Annotated in this window: 15 protein-coding genes; 5 read left to right on the plus strand and 10 right to left on the minus strand. The window is 60.1% G+C overall.

Annotated features, from left to right (window positions below; genetic code table 11):
* The first annotated feature begins 33 nt into the window (after nucleotides 1-33).
* A complete protein-coding gene (gene betT, locus BT116_RS09490; protein WP_170845935.1) occupies nucleotides 34-1,995 on the plus strand; it encodes a choline transporter BetT in 1,962 nt (653 codons plus the stop codon).
* A gap of 12 nt (nucleotides 1,996-2,007) precedes the next feature.
* Here the strand turns inward: betT and BT116_RS09495 are convergent, their stop codons facing one another.
* On the minus strand, nucleotides 2,008-2,748 hold the full coding sequence (locus tag BT116_RS09495) for an SDR family oxidoreductase (protein WP_072342672.1): 741 nt from the start codon (nucleotides 2,746-2,748) through the stop codon (nucleotides 2,008-2,010).
* A 132-nt stretch (nucleotides 2,749-2,880) separates the two neighbouring features.
* On the opposite strand from BT116_RS09495, the gene BT116_RS09500 reads away from it, so the two are divergent.
* From BT116_RS09500 to mgrA, 4 genes are all read left to right on the plus strand, one after another.
* Complete coding sequence (locus BT116_RS09500) at nucleotides 2,881-3,771, plus strand: LysR family transcriptional regulator (RefSeq protein WP_072342675.1); 891 nt, start codon at nucleotides 2,881-2,883, stop codon at nucleotides 3,769-3,771.
* Nucleotides 3,772-3,898: 127 nt separating this feature from the next.
* Nucleotides 3,899-4,081 (plus strand): type II toxin-antitoxin system HicA family toxin, encoded by a 183-nt coding sequence (locus tag BT116_RS09505; protein ID WP_072342677.1) that lies wholly within the window; start codon nucleotides 3,899-3,901, stop codon nucleotides 4,079-4,081.
* A gap of 92 nt (nucleotides 4,082-4,173) precedes the next feature.
* Nucleotides 4,174-4,575: a type II toxin-antitoxin system HicB family antitoxin gene (locus BT116_RS09510; protein ID WP_063325186.1), complete on the plus strand. Its 402-nt coding sequence runs from the start codon at nucleotides 4,174-4,176 to the stop codon at nucleotides 4,573-4,575.
* 60 nt (nucleotides 4,576-4,635) lie between these two features.
* Entirely contained in the window at nucleotides 4,636-5,673 is a 1,038-nt protein-coding gene (gene mgrA / locus BT116_RS09515) for an L-glyceraldehyde 3-phosphate reductase (RefSeq protein ID WP_072342680.1), read from the plus strand.
* 71 nt (nucleotides 5,674-5,744) lie between these two features.
* Here mgrA and BT116_RS09520 read toward each other — a convergent pair whose 3' ends face one another.
* The 9 genes from BT116_RS09520 to BT116_RS09560 all read right to left on the minus strand — a co-directional run bounded on the left by BT116_RS09520 (nucleotide 5,745) and on the right by BT116_RS09560 (nucleotide 16,114).
* Nucleotides 5,745-6,953 (minus strand): helix-turn-helix domain-containing protein, encoded by a 1,209-nt coding sequence (locus BT116_RS09520; RefSeq protein WP_072342682.1) that lies wholly within the window; start codon nucleotides 6,951-6,953, stop codon nucleotides 5,745-5,747.
* A 3-nt stretch (nucleotides 6,954-6,956) separates the two neighbouring features.
* A complete protein-coding gene (locus BT116_RS09525) occupies nucleotides 6,957-7,634 on the minus strand; it encodes a hypothetical protein (protein WP_072342685.1) in 678 nt (225 codons plus the stop codon).
* A gap of 131 nt (nucleotides 7,635-7,765) precedes the next feature.
* A complete protein-coding gene (tauD, locus tag BT116_RS09530; RefSeq protein ID WP_072342687.1) occupies nucleotides 7,766-8,608 on the minus strand; it encodes a taurine dioxygenase in 843 nt (280 codons plus the stop codon).
* A 49-nt stretch (nucleotides 8,609-8,657) separates the two neighbouring features.
* On the minus strand, nucleotides 8,658-9,497 hold the full coding sequence (gene tauC / locus BT116_RS09535; RefSeq protein WP_072342690.1) for a taurine ABC transporter permease TauC: 840 nt from the start codon (nucleotides 9,495-9,497) through the stop codon (nucleotides 8,658-8,660).
* Complete coding sequence (gene tauB / locus BT116_RS09540; RefSeq protein ID WP_072342693.1) at nucleotides 9,494-10,288, minus strand: taurine ABC transporter ATP-binding subunit; 795 nt, start codon at nucleotides 10,286-10,288, stop codon at nucleotides 9,494-9,496. The genes tauC and tauB overlap by 4 nt, the downstream gene beginning before the upstream one ends.
* A 21-nt stretch (nucleotides 10,289-10,309) precedes the next feature.
* Nucleotides 10,310-11,287: a taurine ABC transporter substrate-binding protein gene (gene tauA / locus BT116_RS09545; RefSeq protein ID WP_072342695.1), complete on the minus strand. Its 978-nt coding sequence runs from the start codon at nucleotides 11,285-11,287 to the stop codon at nucleotides 10,310-10,312.
* A 300-nt stretch (nucleotides 11,288-11,587) separates the two neighbouring features.
* Nucleotides 11,588-13,171 (minus strand): glutamate--cysteine ligase, encoded by a 1,584-nt coding sequence (gene gshA / locus BT116_RS09550; protein ID WP_072342696.1) that lies wholly within the window; start codon nucleotides 13,169-13,171, stop codon nucleotides 11,588-11,590.
* Nucleotides 13,172-13,406: 235 nt separating this feature from the next.
* Nucleotides 13,407-13,790, minus strand: a complete 384-nt coding sequence (locus BT116_RS09555) for a PaaI family thioesterase (protein WP_014336033.1) — start codon at nucleotides 13,788-13,790, stop codon at nucleotides 13,407-13,409.
* The gene (locus tag BT116_RS09560) at nucleotides 13,790-16,114 is read right to left on the minus strand and encodes a Tex family protein (RefSeq protein WP_072342698.1); all 2,325 of its coding nucleotides are present in this window, start codon (nucleotides 16,112-16,114) and stop codon (nucleotides 13,790-13,792) included. Before BT116_RS09560 ends, BT116_RS09555 begins: the two co-directional genes overlap by 1 nt.
* Nucleotides 16,115-16,222: the final 108 nt, after the last annotated feature.

A 16,222-nucleotide genomic window follows, 5' to 3' on the forward strand; every position in this document is an offset into this window, starting at 1 on the left:
GCTTCGTCCCTGCCACCCAGCGGCCTGGTCCGCATGAACCCGCCGGTCTTTTACTTCGCCGCGACCTTCATCCTGCTGTTCGGTCTGGTGGTGATTGCCATGCCCGCGCAGGCCGGCGCCTGGTTGCTGGCCGCGCAGAACTGGGCGGCCAATACGGTCGGCTGGTACTACATGCTGGCGATGACGCTGTATCTGGTCTTCGTGGTGATCACCGCCTTGTCCGGCTACGGCAAGATCAAGCTCGGTGCCGACCACGACGAGCCCGAATTCAGTTATCTGTCTTGGGCCGGCATGCTGTTCGCCGCTGGCATCAGCATCACGTTGTTTTTCTTCTGCGTGTCCGAGCCGCTGACCCACATGGTGCAGCCGCCCCAGGGCGTGGCTGGTACCGCCGAGGCGGCGCGCCAGGCCATGCAGATCCTGTTCTTGCACTGGGGCCTGCACGGCTGGGGCGTTTTCGCGTTCGTCGGCATGGCCCTGGCGTATTTCGCCTACCGGCACAATTTGCCGCTGGCCTTGCGTTCGGCGTTGTACCCGCTGATTGGCAAGCGCATCAACGGCCCCATCGGCTATGCGGTGGACGGCTTTGGCATCATCGCGACCGTATTCGGCCTCGGCGCGGACATGGGTTTTGGTGTGTTGCACCTCAACTCCGGGCTCGATTACCTGTTCGGCATCGCCCACACCCAGTGGATCCAGGTCGGCCTGATCGTGCTGATGATGGGCGCGGCGATCATCGTCGCCGTGGCCGGTGTCGACAAAGGCGTGCGAGTCATGTCCGACATCAACATGCTGCTGGCCTGCGCTTTGTTGCTGTTCGTGCTGTTCGCCGGGCCCACCCAGCATTTGCTCAACACGCTGATCCAGAACATCGGCGATTACCTCGGCGCCTTGCCGATGAAAAGTTTCGACCTGTACGCCTACGACAAACCCAGCGACTGGCTGGGCGGCTGGACGGTGTTCTATTGGGCCTGGTGGATCGCGTGGTCGCCGTTCGTGGGGCTGTTCATCGCACGGATTTCCCGTGGCCGCACCATCCGCGAATTCGTGTTTGGCGTGCTGCTGATTCCCCTGGGTTTCACCCTGGCGTGGATGTCGATCTTCGGCAACAGTGCCATCGACCAAGTGCTGAACCATGGCATGAGTGCCCTGGGCATGTCCGCCCTGGAAAACCCATCGATGAGCCTTTATCTGCTGCTGGAAACCTATCCCTGGAGCAAGACTGTCATCGCGGTCACGGTGTTCATCAGCTTCGTGTTCTTCGTCACGTCCGCTGACTCAGGCACCGTGGTGCTGTCGACGTTGTCGGCCAAGGGCGGCAACCCCGACGAGGACGGGCCGAAGTGGTTGCGGGTGTTCTGGGGCGCGATGACTGCCCTGGTGACCAGCGCGTTGTTGTTCTCCGGCAGCATCGACGCCTTGAAGTCGGCGGTGGTGCTGACGTCCTTGCCGTTCTCGTTGATTCTGCTGTTGATGATGTGGGGCCTGCACAAGGCGTTCTACCTGGAATCCCAGAAGCAGATCGCGCAATTGCACTCCCTGGCGCCGGTGTCCGGTTCACGCCGGGGCACGGGCGGCTGGCGCCAACGCTTGAGTCAGGCGGTGCATTTCCCGTCTCGTGACGAGGTGTACCGTTTCCTCGACACGACGGTGCGCCCGGCCATTGAAGAAGTGACCGCAGTGTTCGCCGAAAAGGGCCTGACGGTGGTGACCCAGCCCGATCCGGCCAATGACAACGTCAGCCTGGAGATCGGCCACGGCGAGCAGCACCCGTTCATCTACCAGGTGCAGATGCGTGGCTACTTCACGCCGTCCTTCGCCCGCGGCGGCATGGGCTCCAAGGAACTCAACAACCGTCGTTACTACCGTGCCGAAGTGCACTTGAGCGAAGGCAGCCAGGATTACGACCTGGTGGGCTACACCAAGGAGCAAGTCATCAACGACATCCTCGATCAGTACGAGCGGCACCTGCAGTTCCTGCACCTGGTGCGCTGATCGGCCTGAGCCTCAGACGAGCCCGCCGTTGGCCCGCAGGATCTGCCCGTTCACCCACCCGGCGTCCGGCCCCACCAGGAAGGTGATGATGCGGGCGATGTCATGCGGCTGGCCGAGGCGTTCCAGGGGCGGCATCTTGGCGTAATGCTGCACCTGTTCCTCACTCTTGCCGTGCATGAACAGTTCGGTCGCGACGGGGCCGGGGGCCACGGCATTGACCGTGATTTGCCGACCGCGCAATTCCTTGGCGAACACCTGGGTCAGGGATTCCACTGCGGCCTTGCTGGCGATGTACACCGAGTAGCCGGGCAGGTTCAGGCCCACGGTGCTGCTGGAAAAATTCACGATCCGGCCACCGTCATTCAAACGGGTCGCGGCCTCGCGCAGGGTATTGAAGGTGCCACGGGTGTTGATGGCGAACGTCTGCTCGAACAACTCGTCGCTGTGCTGCGCCAGGGGCATGACCTGGAGGATGCCGGCGTTGTTGATCAACACATCGACCTTGCCCAGCTGCGCTTCGGTTTCATCGAACATCCGCCGGACATCGGCGGCAGACGACACGTCCGCCTTGATCGCTATGGCCTGATGGCCAGCCTGACGCAATTGCACCACCAGTTTCGAGGCTTCGGTGGCGCTGTTGGCGTAGTTGATGGCGACGGCGAAACCTTCGCTGGCCAGTTGCTTGGCAATCTCTGCTCCGATGCCGCGAGAGGCGCCGGTCACGATGGCAACTTTCGAATTTTGAACAGTCATGTGAAGGGTTCCTTTGCTGTTGAGGCGTTGTGATTCGTTGGAGCCAGATTCACATGTTTACTCTTGGCGATAAATACACGAGAGTTGCCTTGACTATTCAATATCTTCCAACAATCGGCGTGAAGGATTCAGATGGACCAGGTCAAGGCGATGAGAGTGTTTGTCCGCATATACGAGCGCAGCAGCTTCACCCTGGCCGCTGAAGACTTGAATATGCCCCGGGCCACGCTGACCCATACGCTCAATCAATTCGAAGCCTGGCTGGGTGTTCGTTTGTTGGAGCGCAGCACCCGCAAGGTGCGCCCGACCCTCGACGGCGAAGCCTACTACCCGCGCTGTGTGCAATTGCTGGCGGAGCTTGAAGAGGCCGAACTGGCGTTTCGCGGCGTGGCGCCCAAAGGCAAACTCAGAGTAGACCTGCATGGCACCCAGGCCCGGTACTTCGTGATTCCGGCGTTGCCACAATTCATGGCCCGCTACCCCGAAATAGAACTGTTCATCAGTGAGGCGGATCGTTTCGTCGACCTGATTGCCGAGGGCGTCGATTGCGTGCTGCGCTCCGGTACGCTGGCGGACTCGTCATTGATCGGCCGACGTGTCGCCAATCTCCGGCAGATCACCTGTGCCAGTCCCGGTTACCTGCGCCAGTACGGCGAGCCGAAGAGCCTCGATGACCTGAAGCATCACCGGGCGGTGAATTACGTCTCGCGGACCACCGCCAAACTCTATCCGTTTGAGTTCATGGTCGATGGCGAACTCAAGGAGGTAGCGATCGGGGGGACGTTGTCGGTGTCCGGTGCCGAGATCTACGCCGCCTCGGCCATCGCCGGCATGGGCCTGATCCAATGCCCGCATTACCGAATGGAAGAACCGATCCGGCAAGGGCTGATCCAGGAAGTCCTCACCGCCACCCCACCACCGTCCATGCCGGTGTCGGTGCTCTATCCCCACAACCGACACATGTCGCCACGGGTCCGCGTGTTCGTGGATTGGGTGGCGGAGGTGTTTGCGCAGGCGCGATGACCGAGTGGTGAGGGCGGTGCATGGGTTGGAGAGTTGAACTAATATTTTTCTGGGTGTGTATTGTGTGTATCTGGGGTCTTTTTCGCAGCTAGAGTTTTCCGGCAGAGTTGTGAATAAGGCAAAGGTGATGCGAAGTCGGGAAATGATCAGGAAGATCGAAGAGGACGGTTGGTATCGGGTGGCAGTCCAGGGTAGCCATCATCAGTACAAGCATTCCATCAAGGCTGGAAGGGTGACGATCAAGCACCCTGACGCCGATCTGCCCAGAGGCACGATCAATAGCATATTGAAACAGGCGGGCCTGAAATGAAGCCCATGACCGATTACGAAATCCCCGATGGGGATGCATTGTTATCAGACCGGTTGCTGCGGTTGCCGGATCTGAAGGAAGGATTCGTCCACATGAAATTTCCGGTCGTTCTGCACAAGGATGCCGATTCCGACTACGGAGTGACGGTCCCGGATGTACCGGGTTGTTTCTCCGCAGGAAGTACTGTGAGCCAGGCATTCGAAAATGTGAAAGAGGCGCTCTCGTTGCACTATGAAGGCTTGATAGCCGACGGCGAACCGCTGCCGCAGATCCATGAAATCGACGATCATCTCGACGATCCGCAATACGCCGGGGGGATATGGGGGGTGGTTGAGTTTGATGTCACGCCCTATTTCGGAAAGTCAGTGCGGTTCAACGCCACGCTGCCCGAGCAATTGCTTGAGCGCATCGACCAAACCGTGCGACGGGACCAGCGTTATAGCTCGCGTTCGGGTTTTCTGGCGGCGGCGGCCTTGCGCGAACTTTCAGCCTGACCGAGGCGTCTGTGAAATGTTAGCGTTTGTCACCCGCCGTCCGAACAGAGAGCCTTTTCGATGACCTACACCGCTGCGCAAAACCGCTACGAGTCCATTCCTTACCGCCGCGTCGGTCGCAGCGGGCTGGTGCTGCCGGCGTTGTCGCTGGGGTTGTGGCACAATTTTGGCGACAGCACGCCCATCGACACCCAGCGCGCATTGCTGCGTACGGCGTTCGACCTGGGCATCAACCACTTCGACCTGGCGAACAACTACGGCCCGCCCTACGGCAGCGCCGAGATCAATTTTGGCCGGTTACTGCGCGAAGATTTCCAGCAGTACCGCGATGAGTTGATCATCTCCAGCAAGGCCGGTTGGGACATGTGGCCGGGCCCATACGGCCAGGGCGGTGGCTCGCGCAAATACGTGCTCGCCAGCCTCGACCAGAGCCTGCAACGCCTGGGGCTGGACTATGTGGACATCTTCTATTCCCACCGTTTCGACCCCGACACCCCACTGGAAGAAACCGCCAGTGCACTGGCCACTGCAGTGCAGCAAGGCAAGGCGCTGTACATCGGCATTTCCTCGTATTCCGGGGTGAAGACCCGGGAAATGGCGGCGTTGCTCAAGGAATGGAAAGTCCCGCTGCTGATCCACCAGCCGGCTTACAACCTGCTCAACCGCTGGGTGGAAAAAGACCTGCTGGACGCCACCGACGAATTGGGTACCGGCGTGATTGCCTTCACCCCGTTGGCCCAAGGCCTGCTGACCGACAAGTACCTCAAGGGCGTTCCGGCCGATGCGCGGGTGAATCGTCCGGGGGGCGGCTCGTTGCAGGCTTCGCACTTGTCGCAGGAGAACCTCGCCCACGTACGCGCCCTCAATGAGATCGCCCAGCGTCGTGGCCAGAGCCTGGCGCAAATGGCCCTGGCCTGGACCTTGCGCGATCCCCGGGTCACCTCCGCCCTGATCGGCGCCAGCCGGCCGGAGCAGATCATCGAGAACGTCGGAGCCTTGCAGAACCTGAACTTCAGCGCCGAAGAACTGGTCGAGATCGACCGATTTGCCCAGGAAGGCGGGATCAATCTTTGGGAGAAACCTTCGTCGGCTGAGTGAGTTTTCTCGTAAGGTCTAGACTGAATCACGGATAAGCTGTCTTCCTGGCGAAGGTGTTTATCCGTGATGATTTAAGGTGTTTTTTTGCTGGGAAAGCCAAGTATTTCTGCCGTTTCGCTGAAAAACGTATCCCGTCCAGATCTTTTCCTAAGATGCATCTCAATGACTTGCGATTGATCAGGTAGGGTGAAATATCCTTTGTCCAAGCTACAAAGACTTTCAAGAGTCGGCAGGGGTAGTCCTAATAGCTGTCTGACTTGGGATCGGGAAAGAACCTTGTTTTCTACGAGAATTTTCACTCCCCGCGCAATTAACTGAGGTCTTTCAAAATCGAAATCAGCGTCCATGGGCTCACCTTTGACCCATCCTCTTGCTGACCTTGCTTTCCACAATCTTGTGGTGGTGGTGTCATTGATAATCTCTAGATCTAGGCATCTACGAATCATCGCTGCCACGGAGACCTTCCAACGTGGCTTTAGAGCTAGCAAGGTATCCAATGTAGGCCAGCGAATCTCCCTAACGAAGCTTTCTGCAGGCATCAGGAATGAGCTGGCAAATCGGTGTGCCTGTGACTCAAGCAACGTGTAGTTCGACTCGTACTGCTCCTTGGAAATATACCGATGGAGAACGATATGCCCAAGTTCATGAGCCGCGTCGAATCGATTTCGTATACCGTTCGCTTTGTCCGCAACAAGAAGTATGTAAGGCCGCTGATCCAGCTCGTACCAATTTGACACGCCGTCCATTTTCAGGTGGCCCAATGTGGTTCGAGCGCAGATGATGCCGGCGTTTTCGAGCACTTGAACGACATTGGGTATGGGGGCAACTCCCAATCCCCATGCTTGACGACATTCGCTAGCCATCCGCTCGATTTCCTGATCGGAAATCAACAGGCAATTGCTTTCTTCCAAATGTGGAACGTTAACGGCGACAAACTCAAGGCTTTCCTGAAGCTTATAGGAGATGTCTTGAAGCCACTCCAGACGTACTTCTGCTATCTCTCTTGCGTTAGCGGTGGCGCTTACCTGCGATCGGAAGAAAAACGGAGTGCTTTCACTCGTTACGATTTGCTTTTCGAGTAACCAGTTCTCACTGACGCCAAAGACTTCGCATAACCGTTGGAATGCATCGGCCTCAGGAACCTGTAGCCCATTCTCCCATTTAGAAATATTTCCAGGTGCGCGTCCCACCATTTCGGCCAAGGCGGTCTGGGTGATGCCGAACGTGAGCCGTAACTGCTTGAGACGTTCGGACTGGAAGCCCGCGACTCCAGTTCTCATGGTTCACTCCTTGGAATTTTGCTCATGGTTAGCTCGGTCTTCGATTTCTTCAGCGCGGCGCATCTTATCTCGCAATTTCACCAGTTCAATCGGTTTTCGAGCTATTGCTTGATTATCAGAATAGCCTTGAAGTAGCTCTTCGAACGTGCAATCCATATGGAAGCCTTTGCCGTTAAAATAAGGTACAGCCATCATGATGGCTCGAGGCTCTGATTGATCCGTTGAGCGTGGAGGTGGTGCATGGACTACGACAAGCGCATGGATCAATTGTTCGGAAACGGTGTGCTTCAGCCCGTCAATCCAATCCATCTGAGTAGAAGCTAACGATTCGTTCAAGGTTTTCAATTCGTTACGGTGTTTCGCGGTGCGAATCTCCTTTTGCCAAGGTAGGACGACAGACGTGATGCGTAAGTTTCCCAGCTCCAACAGGACATAATTATGTCCTTTAGGATCGGTTGTTTTGATTATCGGGTTCCACCGCTTCATCCCCGCCAAAGCTTCCTGAACGAGTGAATGCCGCAGGTGACCTCGCAGGTCTTCAGGAGGAGTATGGATTAGTAGATCCTGCACTTCCTTTGAAGCTTTTTGAAAGGTCTGAGGAATCAAAATCCCAAGCTCATCAAAAAACTCTCTATCGACTTGCGCACGGATGAAGCCTTGGATTTCCTCTTTTGTGACCATGCTGTTCACCACTCACTGTTCGGTAAGCGGATTTTTACTTTATTTTTATTCGTTATGGAAGTGGGTACTGGTTTTCCGTACAGCTAAAGGATGAGCGGTGCCCAAAGGCTTGGATAGCGTTCCAGGGATAGTTACTGAAAAAACGGCACATCCCCCAACACCGTCGCCCGGTGCATCACCCGCCGGGCCGGGCGGTAGTCATCCACGGCAAAGTGTTGGGTGACGCGGTTGTCCCAGAACGCCACGTCGTTGACCTGCCAGCGCCAGCGCAGGGTGAACTCCGGGCGGGTGGCGTGGGCGAAGAGCAGTTTCAGGATCACCTCGCTTTCGGTTTCCGACAGCTCGTTGATCCGTGTCGTGAAGCCTTCATTGACGAACAGCGACCGTCGCCCGCTCACCGGATGGGTGCGGATCACCGGATGGGACAGTGGTGGGTTTTTTCGCCGTGCCTCTTCCCAGCGCGCCAGGTCTTCGGCGGTGTTGCCAAACCGTTCCAATGGAAAGGACCGGGTGAAGTCGTGGGTCGCTGTCAGGCCTTCCAGCAAGCGCTTCAATGGCGCCGACAAGGCTTCGTAGGCGGCGATGCCACTGGCCCACAACGTATCGCCACCCACCGCTGGCAACAGCTTGGCGCTGAGCACCGCGCCCATGGCCGGCGTCGGGAGAAAGGTCACGTCGGTGTGCCACACGGCGTTGTCGTGCACATCGGTGACGGCGGTGTCGAGCACCAATACTTCGGGCTGCTGCGGTACGTTGGGGTAGATCGGGTGAATGTGCAGGTCGCCAAAATACGCGGCGAAACGCGCTTGTTGCGTTGGGTCGATCGGCTGGTCGCGAAAGAACAACACCTGATGCTTGAGCAGGGCCTGCTCAATGGTCGTGCGATGTTCCTGGCTCAGCGGCTGGCTGATATCGATCCCACTGATCTGAGCGCCGAGGGCAGTGCTCAATGGCGTAATGGTTGGGCGGTTCATCGCAATGTTCTCGGTCTGGGCGCCGAAGGGTCGGCGTGGTCATTGGGTATCAATGGGCCTGGCCGTGCCACGGCACCAGTTTGCGTTGCAGGGCGCGCAGGCCCATTTCCATGGCGAAAGCGATCAGTGCGATCACCAGGATTCCCAGCACCACCACGTCGGTAACCAGGAACTGCGCCGCTGACTGCACCATGAACCCCAGGCCGCTGGTGGCGGCGATCAGTTCGGCGGCCACCAGCGTCGACCAACCCACGCCCAGGCCAATGCGAATGCCGGTGAGGATGTCCGGCAAGGCACTGGGCACGATCACGTGGCGAATCAACTGGGCCCGGGTGGCGCCCAACGATTGCGCAGCGCGTAGCTTGGCCCGGTCGACAGTGCGCACACCGGTGGCGGTGGCGATGGCAATCGGGGCGAAGATCGCCAGGTAGATCAGCAGGACCTTCGACAACTCACCGATGCCGCACCAGATCACGATCAACGGCAAGTACGCCAACGGCGGAATTGGCCGGTAGAACTCGATCAACGGGTCGAGCACGCCGCGAGCGATGCGGTTGGCGCCAATGGCAATGCCCACCGGCACTGCCGTCAGCACCGCGAACAACAGGCCCAGGCCGATGCGTTCAAGGCTGGCGGCCAGGTGCTGCCAGAGGGTCGAGTCCATGTAGCCGCTGGTCGCCAGCAGCCAACCTTTTTGCAGCACGGCAGACGGCGAGGGCAGGAACAGCGGTTCGATCAGGCCGCTGGCGGTGACGGCCCACCAGACCGCCAGCAGTGCGATCAGGGTCAAGCCGCTGATCCAGCGCGTACTCAGGTGGGGTCTCAAACCGCTGGCCTTGGGCTGGGTCGTCGTGTCACGGACCGTGGCTGGAATTTCGTAGCTGCTCATGCGCGCTCCTGGGGTCGAGTGGCGCTGCGTTGGGAGAACACCTTGGCAAGCACATGCTCGCGGGTTTCGATAAAGCGCGGGTCGGACTTGATCGACCGCGCCGATTCCCCGGCGCCGTAGCGCTGGCCGAAATCCAGGCTTAGACGCTCGACGATCTGCCCCGGATTGGGCGCCAGCAAAATCAAGTCGGTGGCGAGGAAGACCGCTTCTTCAATGTCATGGGTAATCAGGAATACCGGTTTGGCGGTGCGCTGCCAGACTTGCAGCAACAGTTCCTGCATCTGCTCGCGGGTGAAGGCGTCCAGCGCGCCGAACGGTTCGTCCATCAGCAGCACGCGAGGGTCGGCCGCCAATGCCCGGGCCAGGCCGACGCGTTGCTTCTGGCCGCCGGAGAGCTGCCAGACACGGCGGTGCTCGAAACCGGCCAGGTCCACCAAAGCAAGCATTTCCCGGGCGCGAGCCTCGCGTTTTTCCTTGGGGATGCCGGCCAGTTCCAGGCCGAACCCAACGTTTGCCAGCACGTCCTGCCACGGCAGCAGCGCATCGTCCTGGAACACCACGCCGCGTTCGGCGCCCGGGCCCTTGACCGGCCTGCCGTCGAGGGTGATCTGCCCGGCGCTGGGCTCGACGAACCCGGCTATCAGGTTCAACAGCGATGTCTTGCCACTGCCGGACGGGCCGAGGGCAACCAGCAATTGCTGGGGCCCCAGGGTCAGTGAAATATCCGCCAGCACAGGTTCCGCCGCGCCGGGGTACTGTGCGCTGATGCGCTCCAGCTGTAGCAAGGCCATTGCGTGTCTCCCTTTTTTCGCTCAACGAGCAATGTATTTGGCGCTGACGTAAGGCGCGTAGTCCGGCAGCACGGCGTCGACCTTGCCTTGCTCCTTGAGGAAGGCGGCGGTGTCGGTGATGGCCTGGGTGGTCGGTGCGCCGAGGCTTACGACCTGATCGGCCGCCAGGGGGAAGACGTTGCCTTGCAACAGCAGCGGGATATCACTGGCCTTGGCACCGGAGAGTTTCACCAGTTTGTCGACGTTGGATGTATCGGCCAGCCAGGCTTGTGGGTCCTTGCGGTATTGGGCGTAGGCATCCAGGGTCACTTTGGCGAAGGCTGTGACAATTTCAGGGTGCTTCTGGGCGAAGTCCTTGCGCACGATCCAGGCGTCGAAGGTCGGGGCGCCGAACTTGGCCAGCTCCGCCGAGGTGATCAGGACCTTGCCATTTTCCTTGGCTACGCCCAGGGCCGGGTCCCAGACGTAGGTGGCGTCGATGTCACCGCGCTTCCAGGCGGCGATGATGGCCGGTGGTGCCAGGTTGAGTACGGTGACTTTCGACGGGTCGATGTTCCAGTGCTTCAACGCGGCGAGCAGGCTGTAGTGCCCGGTGGACACGAATGGCACGGCGATTTTCTTGCCGATCAGGTCTTGTGGGGAGTTGATGCCCGAACCGTCACGAACCACCAAGGCTTCGGCGGCGCCGATCTGGGTGGCGATGAGGAAGGTTTCCACCGGGACCTTGCGGGTGATGGCCGCTGTCAACGGGCTGGAACCGAGGTAGCCGATCTGCACGTCGCCCGAGGCGATGGCGGTGATGACATCGGCGCCGTTGTCGAACTTGCGCCAGTCGATCTTGGCTTGGGTGGCTTTTTCATAGGCGCCATCGGCCTGGGCGACCTTGGCCGGGTCGACGGTGGTCTGGTAGGCGACGGTCAGGTCGGCTGCCTGGGCAAAAAGACTCGTTGCAGCCAGGGAGGCGGCCGCGAGAAGGCGAAGGGGGAAACTCAAAGACATGGGAAAGCTCCTCAACTGGCCGCCGGATGTTCGGCGTTTGAGGAGGCTAAATGATCTAAGAATTGGAAAATAAATAACTTTTTCGAATGAGCTTATTTGCGAAAAAATCTATGTGGGCATCAGCTTTTGTGGCGAGGGGATTTATCCCCGCTGGGTTGCGAAGCAACCCCAAATCAGTCGAATGAGAATTGACTGACACACCGAGGTGAACCGTCGAGGGCTGCTTTGCAGCCAACGGGGATAAATCCCCTCGCCACAAAATCATTCCCATGTAAGACATGGGAATGATCCATGAGGGGGTCAGTTACTGATCGCCAAAATGCTCGCCTGATACGACCCCACGAACACATCGAAATCGCCGACCTCGTTCTGTTCCAGCTCAGCTTGCTGGACCAGCGACTCGCGCGCGGCGTCTTCGAATGCCGCCTGCTCCTGGGCGGGCAACGGCTCGGCGCGGAAGAACTCGGCGTGGGTCTTGCTTTGGCGCAGAGAGAACTGGGCAAAGCTTTCCTGATGTTCGGCCATGGCGGCCAGCACCTGGGCGGAGGGCGTCAGGGACGGGTCGCGGACTTTCGCCAGTTGTGCGTCCAGCGCCTGGCGGTGGGCATCGCCACCTTGGCTCTGGTCGAGCAGCGAGGCCAACGGGGCGATTTTTTCCAGCAATTCGACGGCCCAGGCCTGCATGTCCACCGCTTGACCCTGGCGCTGCAATTGCAGGCCAGGCTTGCGGCCTTCCTTGACCACGGTCAGGAAGTTGCTCGTGGCGTTGCCGCATTCGTTGTTTTCCAACTGCGGGCTGTCATTGAGGCCGCAATACAGCAGGAACGCGTCGAGGAATCGCGACTCGGTGAGGTCGATGCCCATCGGCAGGAACGGGTTGATGTCCAGGCAACGCACTTCGACGTACTGGATACCCCGTGCCATCAAGGCCTGGATCGGCCGCTCGCCGGTGTAGGTCACGCGTTTGGGGCGGATGTTGGAGTAGTACTCGTTTTCGATCTGCAGGATGTTGGTATTGAGCTGCACCCACTCGCCGTTCTGGTGAGTGCCGACTTCGACGTACGGCGCATAAGGCGTCGCCACCGCTTTGCGCAGGCTGTCGGTGTAGCTGGGCAGGTCGTTGTAGCAAGGCGTGAGGCCGGCCTGGGCGTTGCTCTGGTAACCCAGGTCGCTCATGCGCAGGCTGGTGGCGTAGGGCAGGTACAGGGTGTCCGGGTCCAGTTGCTCCAACTGGTGCGGGCGACCCCGCAGGAAACCGGCGTCCAGGGCCGGCGAGGCACCGAACAGGTACATCAGCAACCAGCTGTAGCGGCGGAAATTGCGGATCAGCGCGATGTAGGCCGACGACTGGAAATCACGGTCGCTGGTCTCGACGCCTTCGGCCTGCCGGAGCAGGGGCCAGAGCTTTTCAGGCAGAGAAAAGTTGTAGTGGATCCCGGCAATGCATTGCATGGTCTTGCCGTAGCGCAGGGCCAGGCCCTTGCGATAGACGTACTTGAGACGACCGATGTTCGAGGTGCCGTAATACGCGATCGGGATGTCCTCTTCCGCCGGCAGTGGGCACGGCATCGAAGGGCTCCACAGGTACTCGTCGCCGAGTTTGCTGTAGGCAAACCGATGGATCTTGTCGAGGCTGCGCAGGGTATCGGCGGGTTTGGTCAGGGCTGGCGTGATGAACTCCAGCAGCGACTCGGAATAGTCGGTAGTGATCTGTTCGTTGGTCAACGCCGAGCCCAGGGCCTTGGGGTGCGGGGTCTGCGCCAAATGCCCATCGCCAGTGACGCGCAGGCATTCGCGCTCGATGCCGTGCAGGCACTGTTCGAGCAGGGAGAGGTTGGCGCGCTCGCCGAGCAGGGCCAGGCGGCGGTTTAAAAGGTCGCTCAAGTTGAATTCCTTCACGCGTCAGTCGCCCCAATATGGGGGTGGGCAAGACGGTCTACAAGGGTGAAGTTGAAACTGGCGTTTTCGCCTGGTTTTCGTGCCAAAAGCTAGCCACCGCAACCCCACTGTGGGAGCGAGCTTGCTCGCGATGGCGGTGGATCAGCAACGTTGATCTCCCACAGGAAAGCTCGACACCGCATTCGTGGCGTCGAAATTAACTCAAATCGATGACAGGGAGCTATAGGACAGCGAACGTGCCTTGCGCTTTTGCGACCAGTTTGTCGCCTTGCATCACCTCGGCTTCGACCACCAGCGTGCGCCGGCCGGGGTGGATGACCCGGGCGGTGCACAACACGTCGCCGTCGGACACGGCGCGGATGTAGTTGATCTTGCATTCGATGGTCGCGCTCTGCTGGTCAAAGCCATGGACACTGGAGCAGGCCAGTCCCATGGCGATGTCCACCAGGCTGAACAGCGCGCCGCCGTGCAGCTTGCCGCCGCGATTGCGCAGCGGCGGCTCAAGGCTCAGGGCGACTTGCGCCACCCCGTCCCCAAGGCTGTGCAGACGGCAGCCGAGCAGCTTGAAAAACGCGCTCTCCACCAACCCGGCTGGCACATCCATCAGCGTTTCTTCAACTGCTTGGCGTTGGCGAACAACGAAGCCATGGCGTTGTTCGTCGGTGCTGCGGTGGCGGTTTCCTTGCGCGGCGCGGTGTTTTGCGTCTGGCGTGGCGTCGAGCCAGGACGCGCACCACGGGCACCGTCGACTTTCTCGCCCGGCGTGTCGCTCATGCGCATCGACAGGCCAACGCGTTTGCGCGGGATGTCGACTTCCATCACCTTCACTTTCACCACATCACCGGCCTTCACCGCTTCGCGCGGGTCCTTGATGAACTTCTCCGACAGCGCCGAGATGTGTACCAGGCCGTCCTGGTGCACGCCGATGTCGACGAAGGCACCAAAGTTGGTGACGTTGGTCACCACGCCTTCGAGGATCATGCCCGGTTGCAGGTCCTTGAGGTCTTCGACGCCGTCCTGGAACTCGGCGGTCTTGAACTCGGGGCGCGGGTCGCGGCCCGGTTTTTCCAGTTCCTGGAGGATGTCGGTGACGGTGGGCAGGCCGAAGGTTTCGTCGGTGAATTTCTTCGGGTCCAGGCGCTTGAGGAACGCGGCGTCACCGATCAGCGAACGGATGTCGCGGTCGGTCTGGGCGGCGATGCGTTGTACCAGCGGGTAGGCTTCAGGGTGGACAGCGGAGGAGTCCAGCGGGTTATCGCCGTTCATCACCCGCAGGAAGCCGGCGGCCTGTTCGAAGGTCTTTTCACCCAGGCGTGGGACTTTCTTCAACGCGGCGCGGGTCTTGAATGCGCCATGTTCGTCACGGTGGGTGACGATGTTCTGCGCCAGCGTGGCGTTCAGGCCGGAGATCCGCGCCAGCAGCGCCACCGAAGCGGTGTTCACGTCCACGCCCACGGCGTTTACGCAGTCCTCCACCACGGCGTCCAGGCCACGGGCCAGTTTCAACTGGGAAACGTCGTGCTGGTACTGGCCGACACCGATGGATTTCGGGTCGATCTTCACCAACTCCGCCAATGGGTCTTGCAGGCGACGGGCGATGGACACCGCGCCACGGATCGACACGTCCAGGTCCGGGAATTCCTTGGAAGCCAGTTCCGACGCCGAATAAACCGAAGCACCGGCCTCGGAGACCATGACCTTGGTCATTTTCATGGCTGGGTATTTCTTGATCAGCTCGGCGGCCAGTTTGTCGGTCTCGCGGCTGGCGGTGCCGTTGCCGATGGCGATCAGGTCCACCGAATGCTTGGCGCACAGGGCGGCGAGCACGGCGAGGGTCTGGTCCCATTTGTTGTGCGGCACGTGCGGGTAGACCGTGGCGTGGTCCAGCAGTTTGCCGGTGGAATCCACCACCGCGACCTTGCAACCGGTGCGCAGGCCCGGGTCCAGGCCCAGGGTGGCGCGGGGGCCGGCCGGTGCGGCCAGCAGCAGGTCATGCAGGTTGTGGGCGAACACGTTGATCGCCTCGGTCTCGGCGTTATCGCGCAACTCGCCCAGCAGGTCGGTTTCCAGGTGGGTGTAGAGCTTGACCTTCCAGGTCCAGCGCACCACCTCGGCCAGCCATTTGTCAGCGGGGCGGTTCTGGTTCTGGATGCCGAACTGCTGGCCGATCATGCCTTCGCACGGGTGCATGGTGCCGGGCAATTCTTCACCGACCTTCAGGGCGGAGCTGAGGATGCCTTCGTTGCGACCACGGAAAATCGCCAGGGCGCGGTGGGACGGCATGCTCTTGAGCGGTTCGTCGTGTTCGAAGTAGTCGCGGAACTTCGCGCCTTCCTCTTCCTTGCCGGCGATCACCCGGGCGCTGAGGGTGGCTTCCTGCTTGAGGTAGTTACGCAGTTTTTCCAGCAGGTTGGCGTCTTCGGCGAAACGCTCCATGAGGATGTACTTGGCGCCTTCCAGCGCCGCTTTCACGTCCGCCACGCCTTTTTCGGCATCGACGAAGCGCGCGGCTTCGGTTTCCGGGGCCAGGGTCGGGTCGTTGAACAGGCCGTCGGCCAGCTCGCCGAGGCCGGCTTCCAGGGCGATCTGACCCTTGGTGCGGCGCTTTTGCTTGTAGGGCAGGTACAAGTCTTCGAGGCGGGTCTTGGTGTCGGCCAGCTTGATGTCACGTTCCAGTTGCGGGGTCAGCTTGCCCTGTTCCTGGATGCTGGCCAGGATGCTGATGCGCCGTTCGTCGAGTTCTCGCAGGTAGCGCAGGCGTTCTTCCAGATGCCGCAATTGGGTGTCATCGAGGCTGCCGGTCACTTCTTTCCGGTAACGGGCGATGAAAGGCACCGTGGAGCCTTCATCGAGTAGCGCGACGGCCGCTTCGACCTGTTGTGGGCGTACACCGAGTTCCTCGGCGATGCGGCTGTTGATGCTGTCCATAAAACCACCTGACAAATTGTGAAATCAGGCTCGCCACCGCAGAAACAGGGCTCGGCGAGACTGGTTGAGCGGCCTGGCATGCGCCGCTGCCTGGGTCAAAAGGCTGCC

Origin of the sequence: Pseudomonas sp. NFACC16-2 (assembly GCF_900119205.1) — a bacterium.
GTDB lineage: Bacteria > Pseudomonadota > Gammaproteobacteria > Pseudomonadales > Pseudomonadaceae > Aquipseudomonas > Aquipseudomonas fluorescens_Q.

Bases quoted from the DNA above. Each gene is read 5' to 3' on its own strand.
- betT (WP_170845935.1), top strand. From the start codon at position 34: ATGAACCCGCCGGTCTTTTACTTCGCCGCGACCTTCATCCTGCTGTTC.
- BT116_RS09495 (WP_072342672.1), bottom strand. From the start codon at position 2,748: ATGACTGTTCAAAATTCGAAAGTTGCCATCGTGACCGGCGCCTCTCGC.
- BT116_RS09500 (WP_072342675.1), top strand. From the start codon at position 2,881: ATGGACCAGGTCAAGGCGATGAGAGTGTTTGTCCGCATATACGAGCGC.
- BT116_RS09505 (WP_072342677.1), top strand. From the start codon at position 3,899: ATGCGAAGTCGGGAAATGATCAGGAAGATCGAAGAGGACGGTTGGTAT.
- BT116_RS09510 (WP_063325186.1), top strand. From the start codon at position 4,174: ATGAAATTTCCGGTCGTTCTGCACAAGGATGCCGATTCCGACTACGGA.
- mgrA (WP_072342680.1), top strand. From the start codon at position 4,636: ATGACCTACACCGCTGCGCAAAACCGCTACGAGTCCATTCCTTACCGC.
- BT116_RS09520 (WP_072342682.1), bottom strand. From the start codon at position 6,953: ATGAGAACTGGAGTCGCGGGCTTCCAGTCCGAACGTCTCAAGCAGTTA.
- BT116_RS09525 (WP_072342685.1), bottom strand. From the start codon at position 7,634: ATGGTCACAAAAGAGGAAATCCAAGGCTTCATCCGTGCGCAAGTCGAT.
- tauD (WP_072342687.1), bottom strand. From the start codon at position 8,608: ATGAACCGCCCAACCATTACGCCATTGAGCACTGCCCTCGGCGCTCAG.
- tauC (WP_072342690.1), bottom strand. From the start codon at position 9,497: ATGAGCAGCTACGAAATTCCAGCCACGGTCCGTGACACGACGACCCAG.
- tauB (WP_072342693.1), bottom strand. From the start codon at position 10,288: ATGGCCTTGCTACAGCTGGAGCGCATCAGCGCACAGTACCCCGGCGCG.
- tauA (WP_072342695.1), bottom strand. From the start codon at position 11,287: ATGTCTTTGAGTTTCCCCCTTCGCCTTCTCGCGGCCGCCTCCCTGGCT.
- BT116_RS09555 (WP_014336033.1), bottom strand. From the start codon at position 13,790: ATGGATGTGCCAGCCGGGTTGGTGGAGAGCGCGTTTTTCAAGCTGCTC.
- BT116_RS09560 (WP_072342698.1), bottom strand. From the start codon at position 16,114: ATGGACAGCATCAACAGCCGCATCGCCGAGGAACTCGGTGTACGCCCA.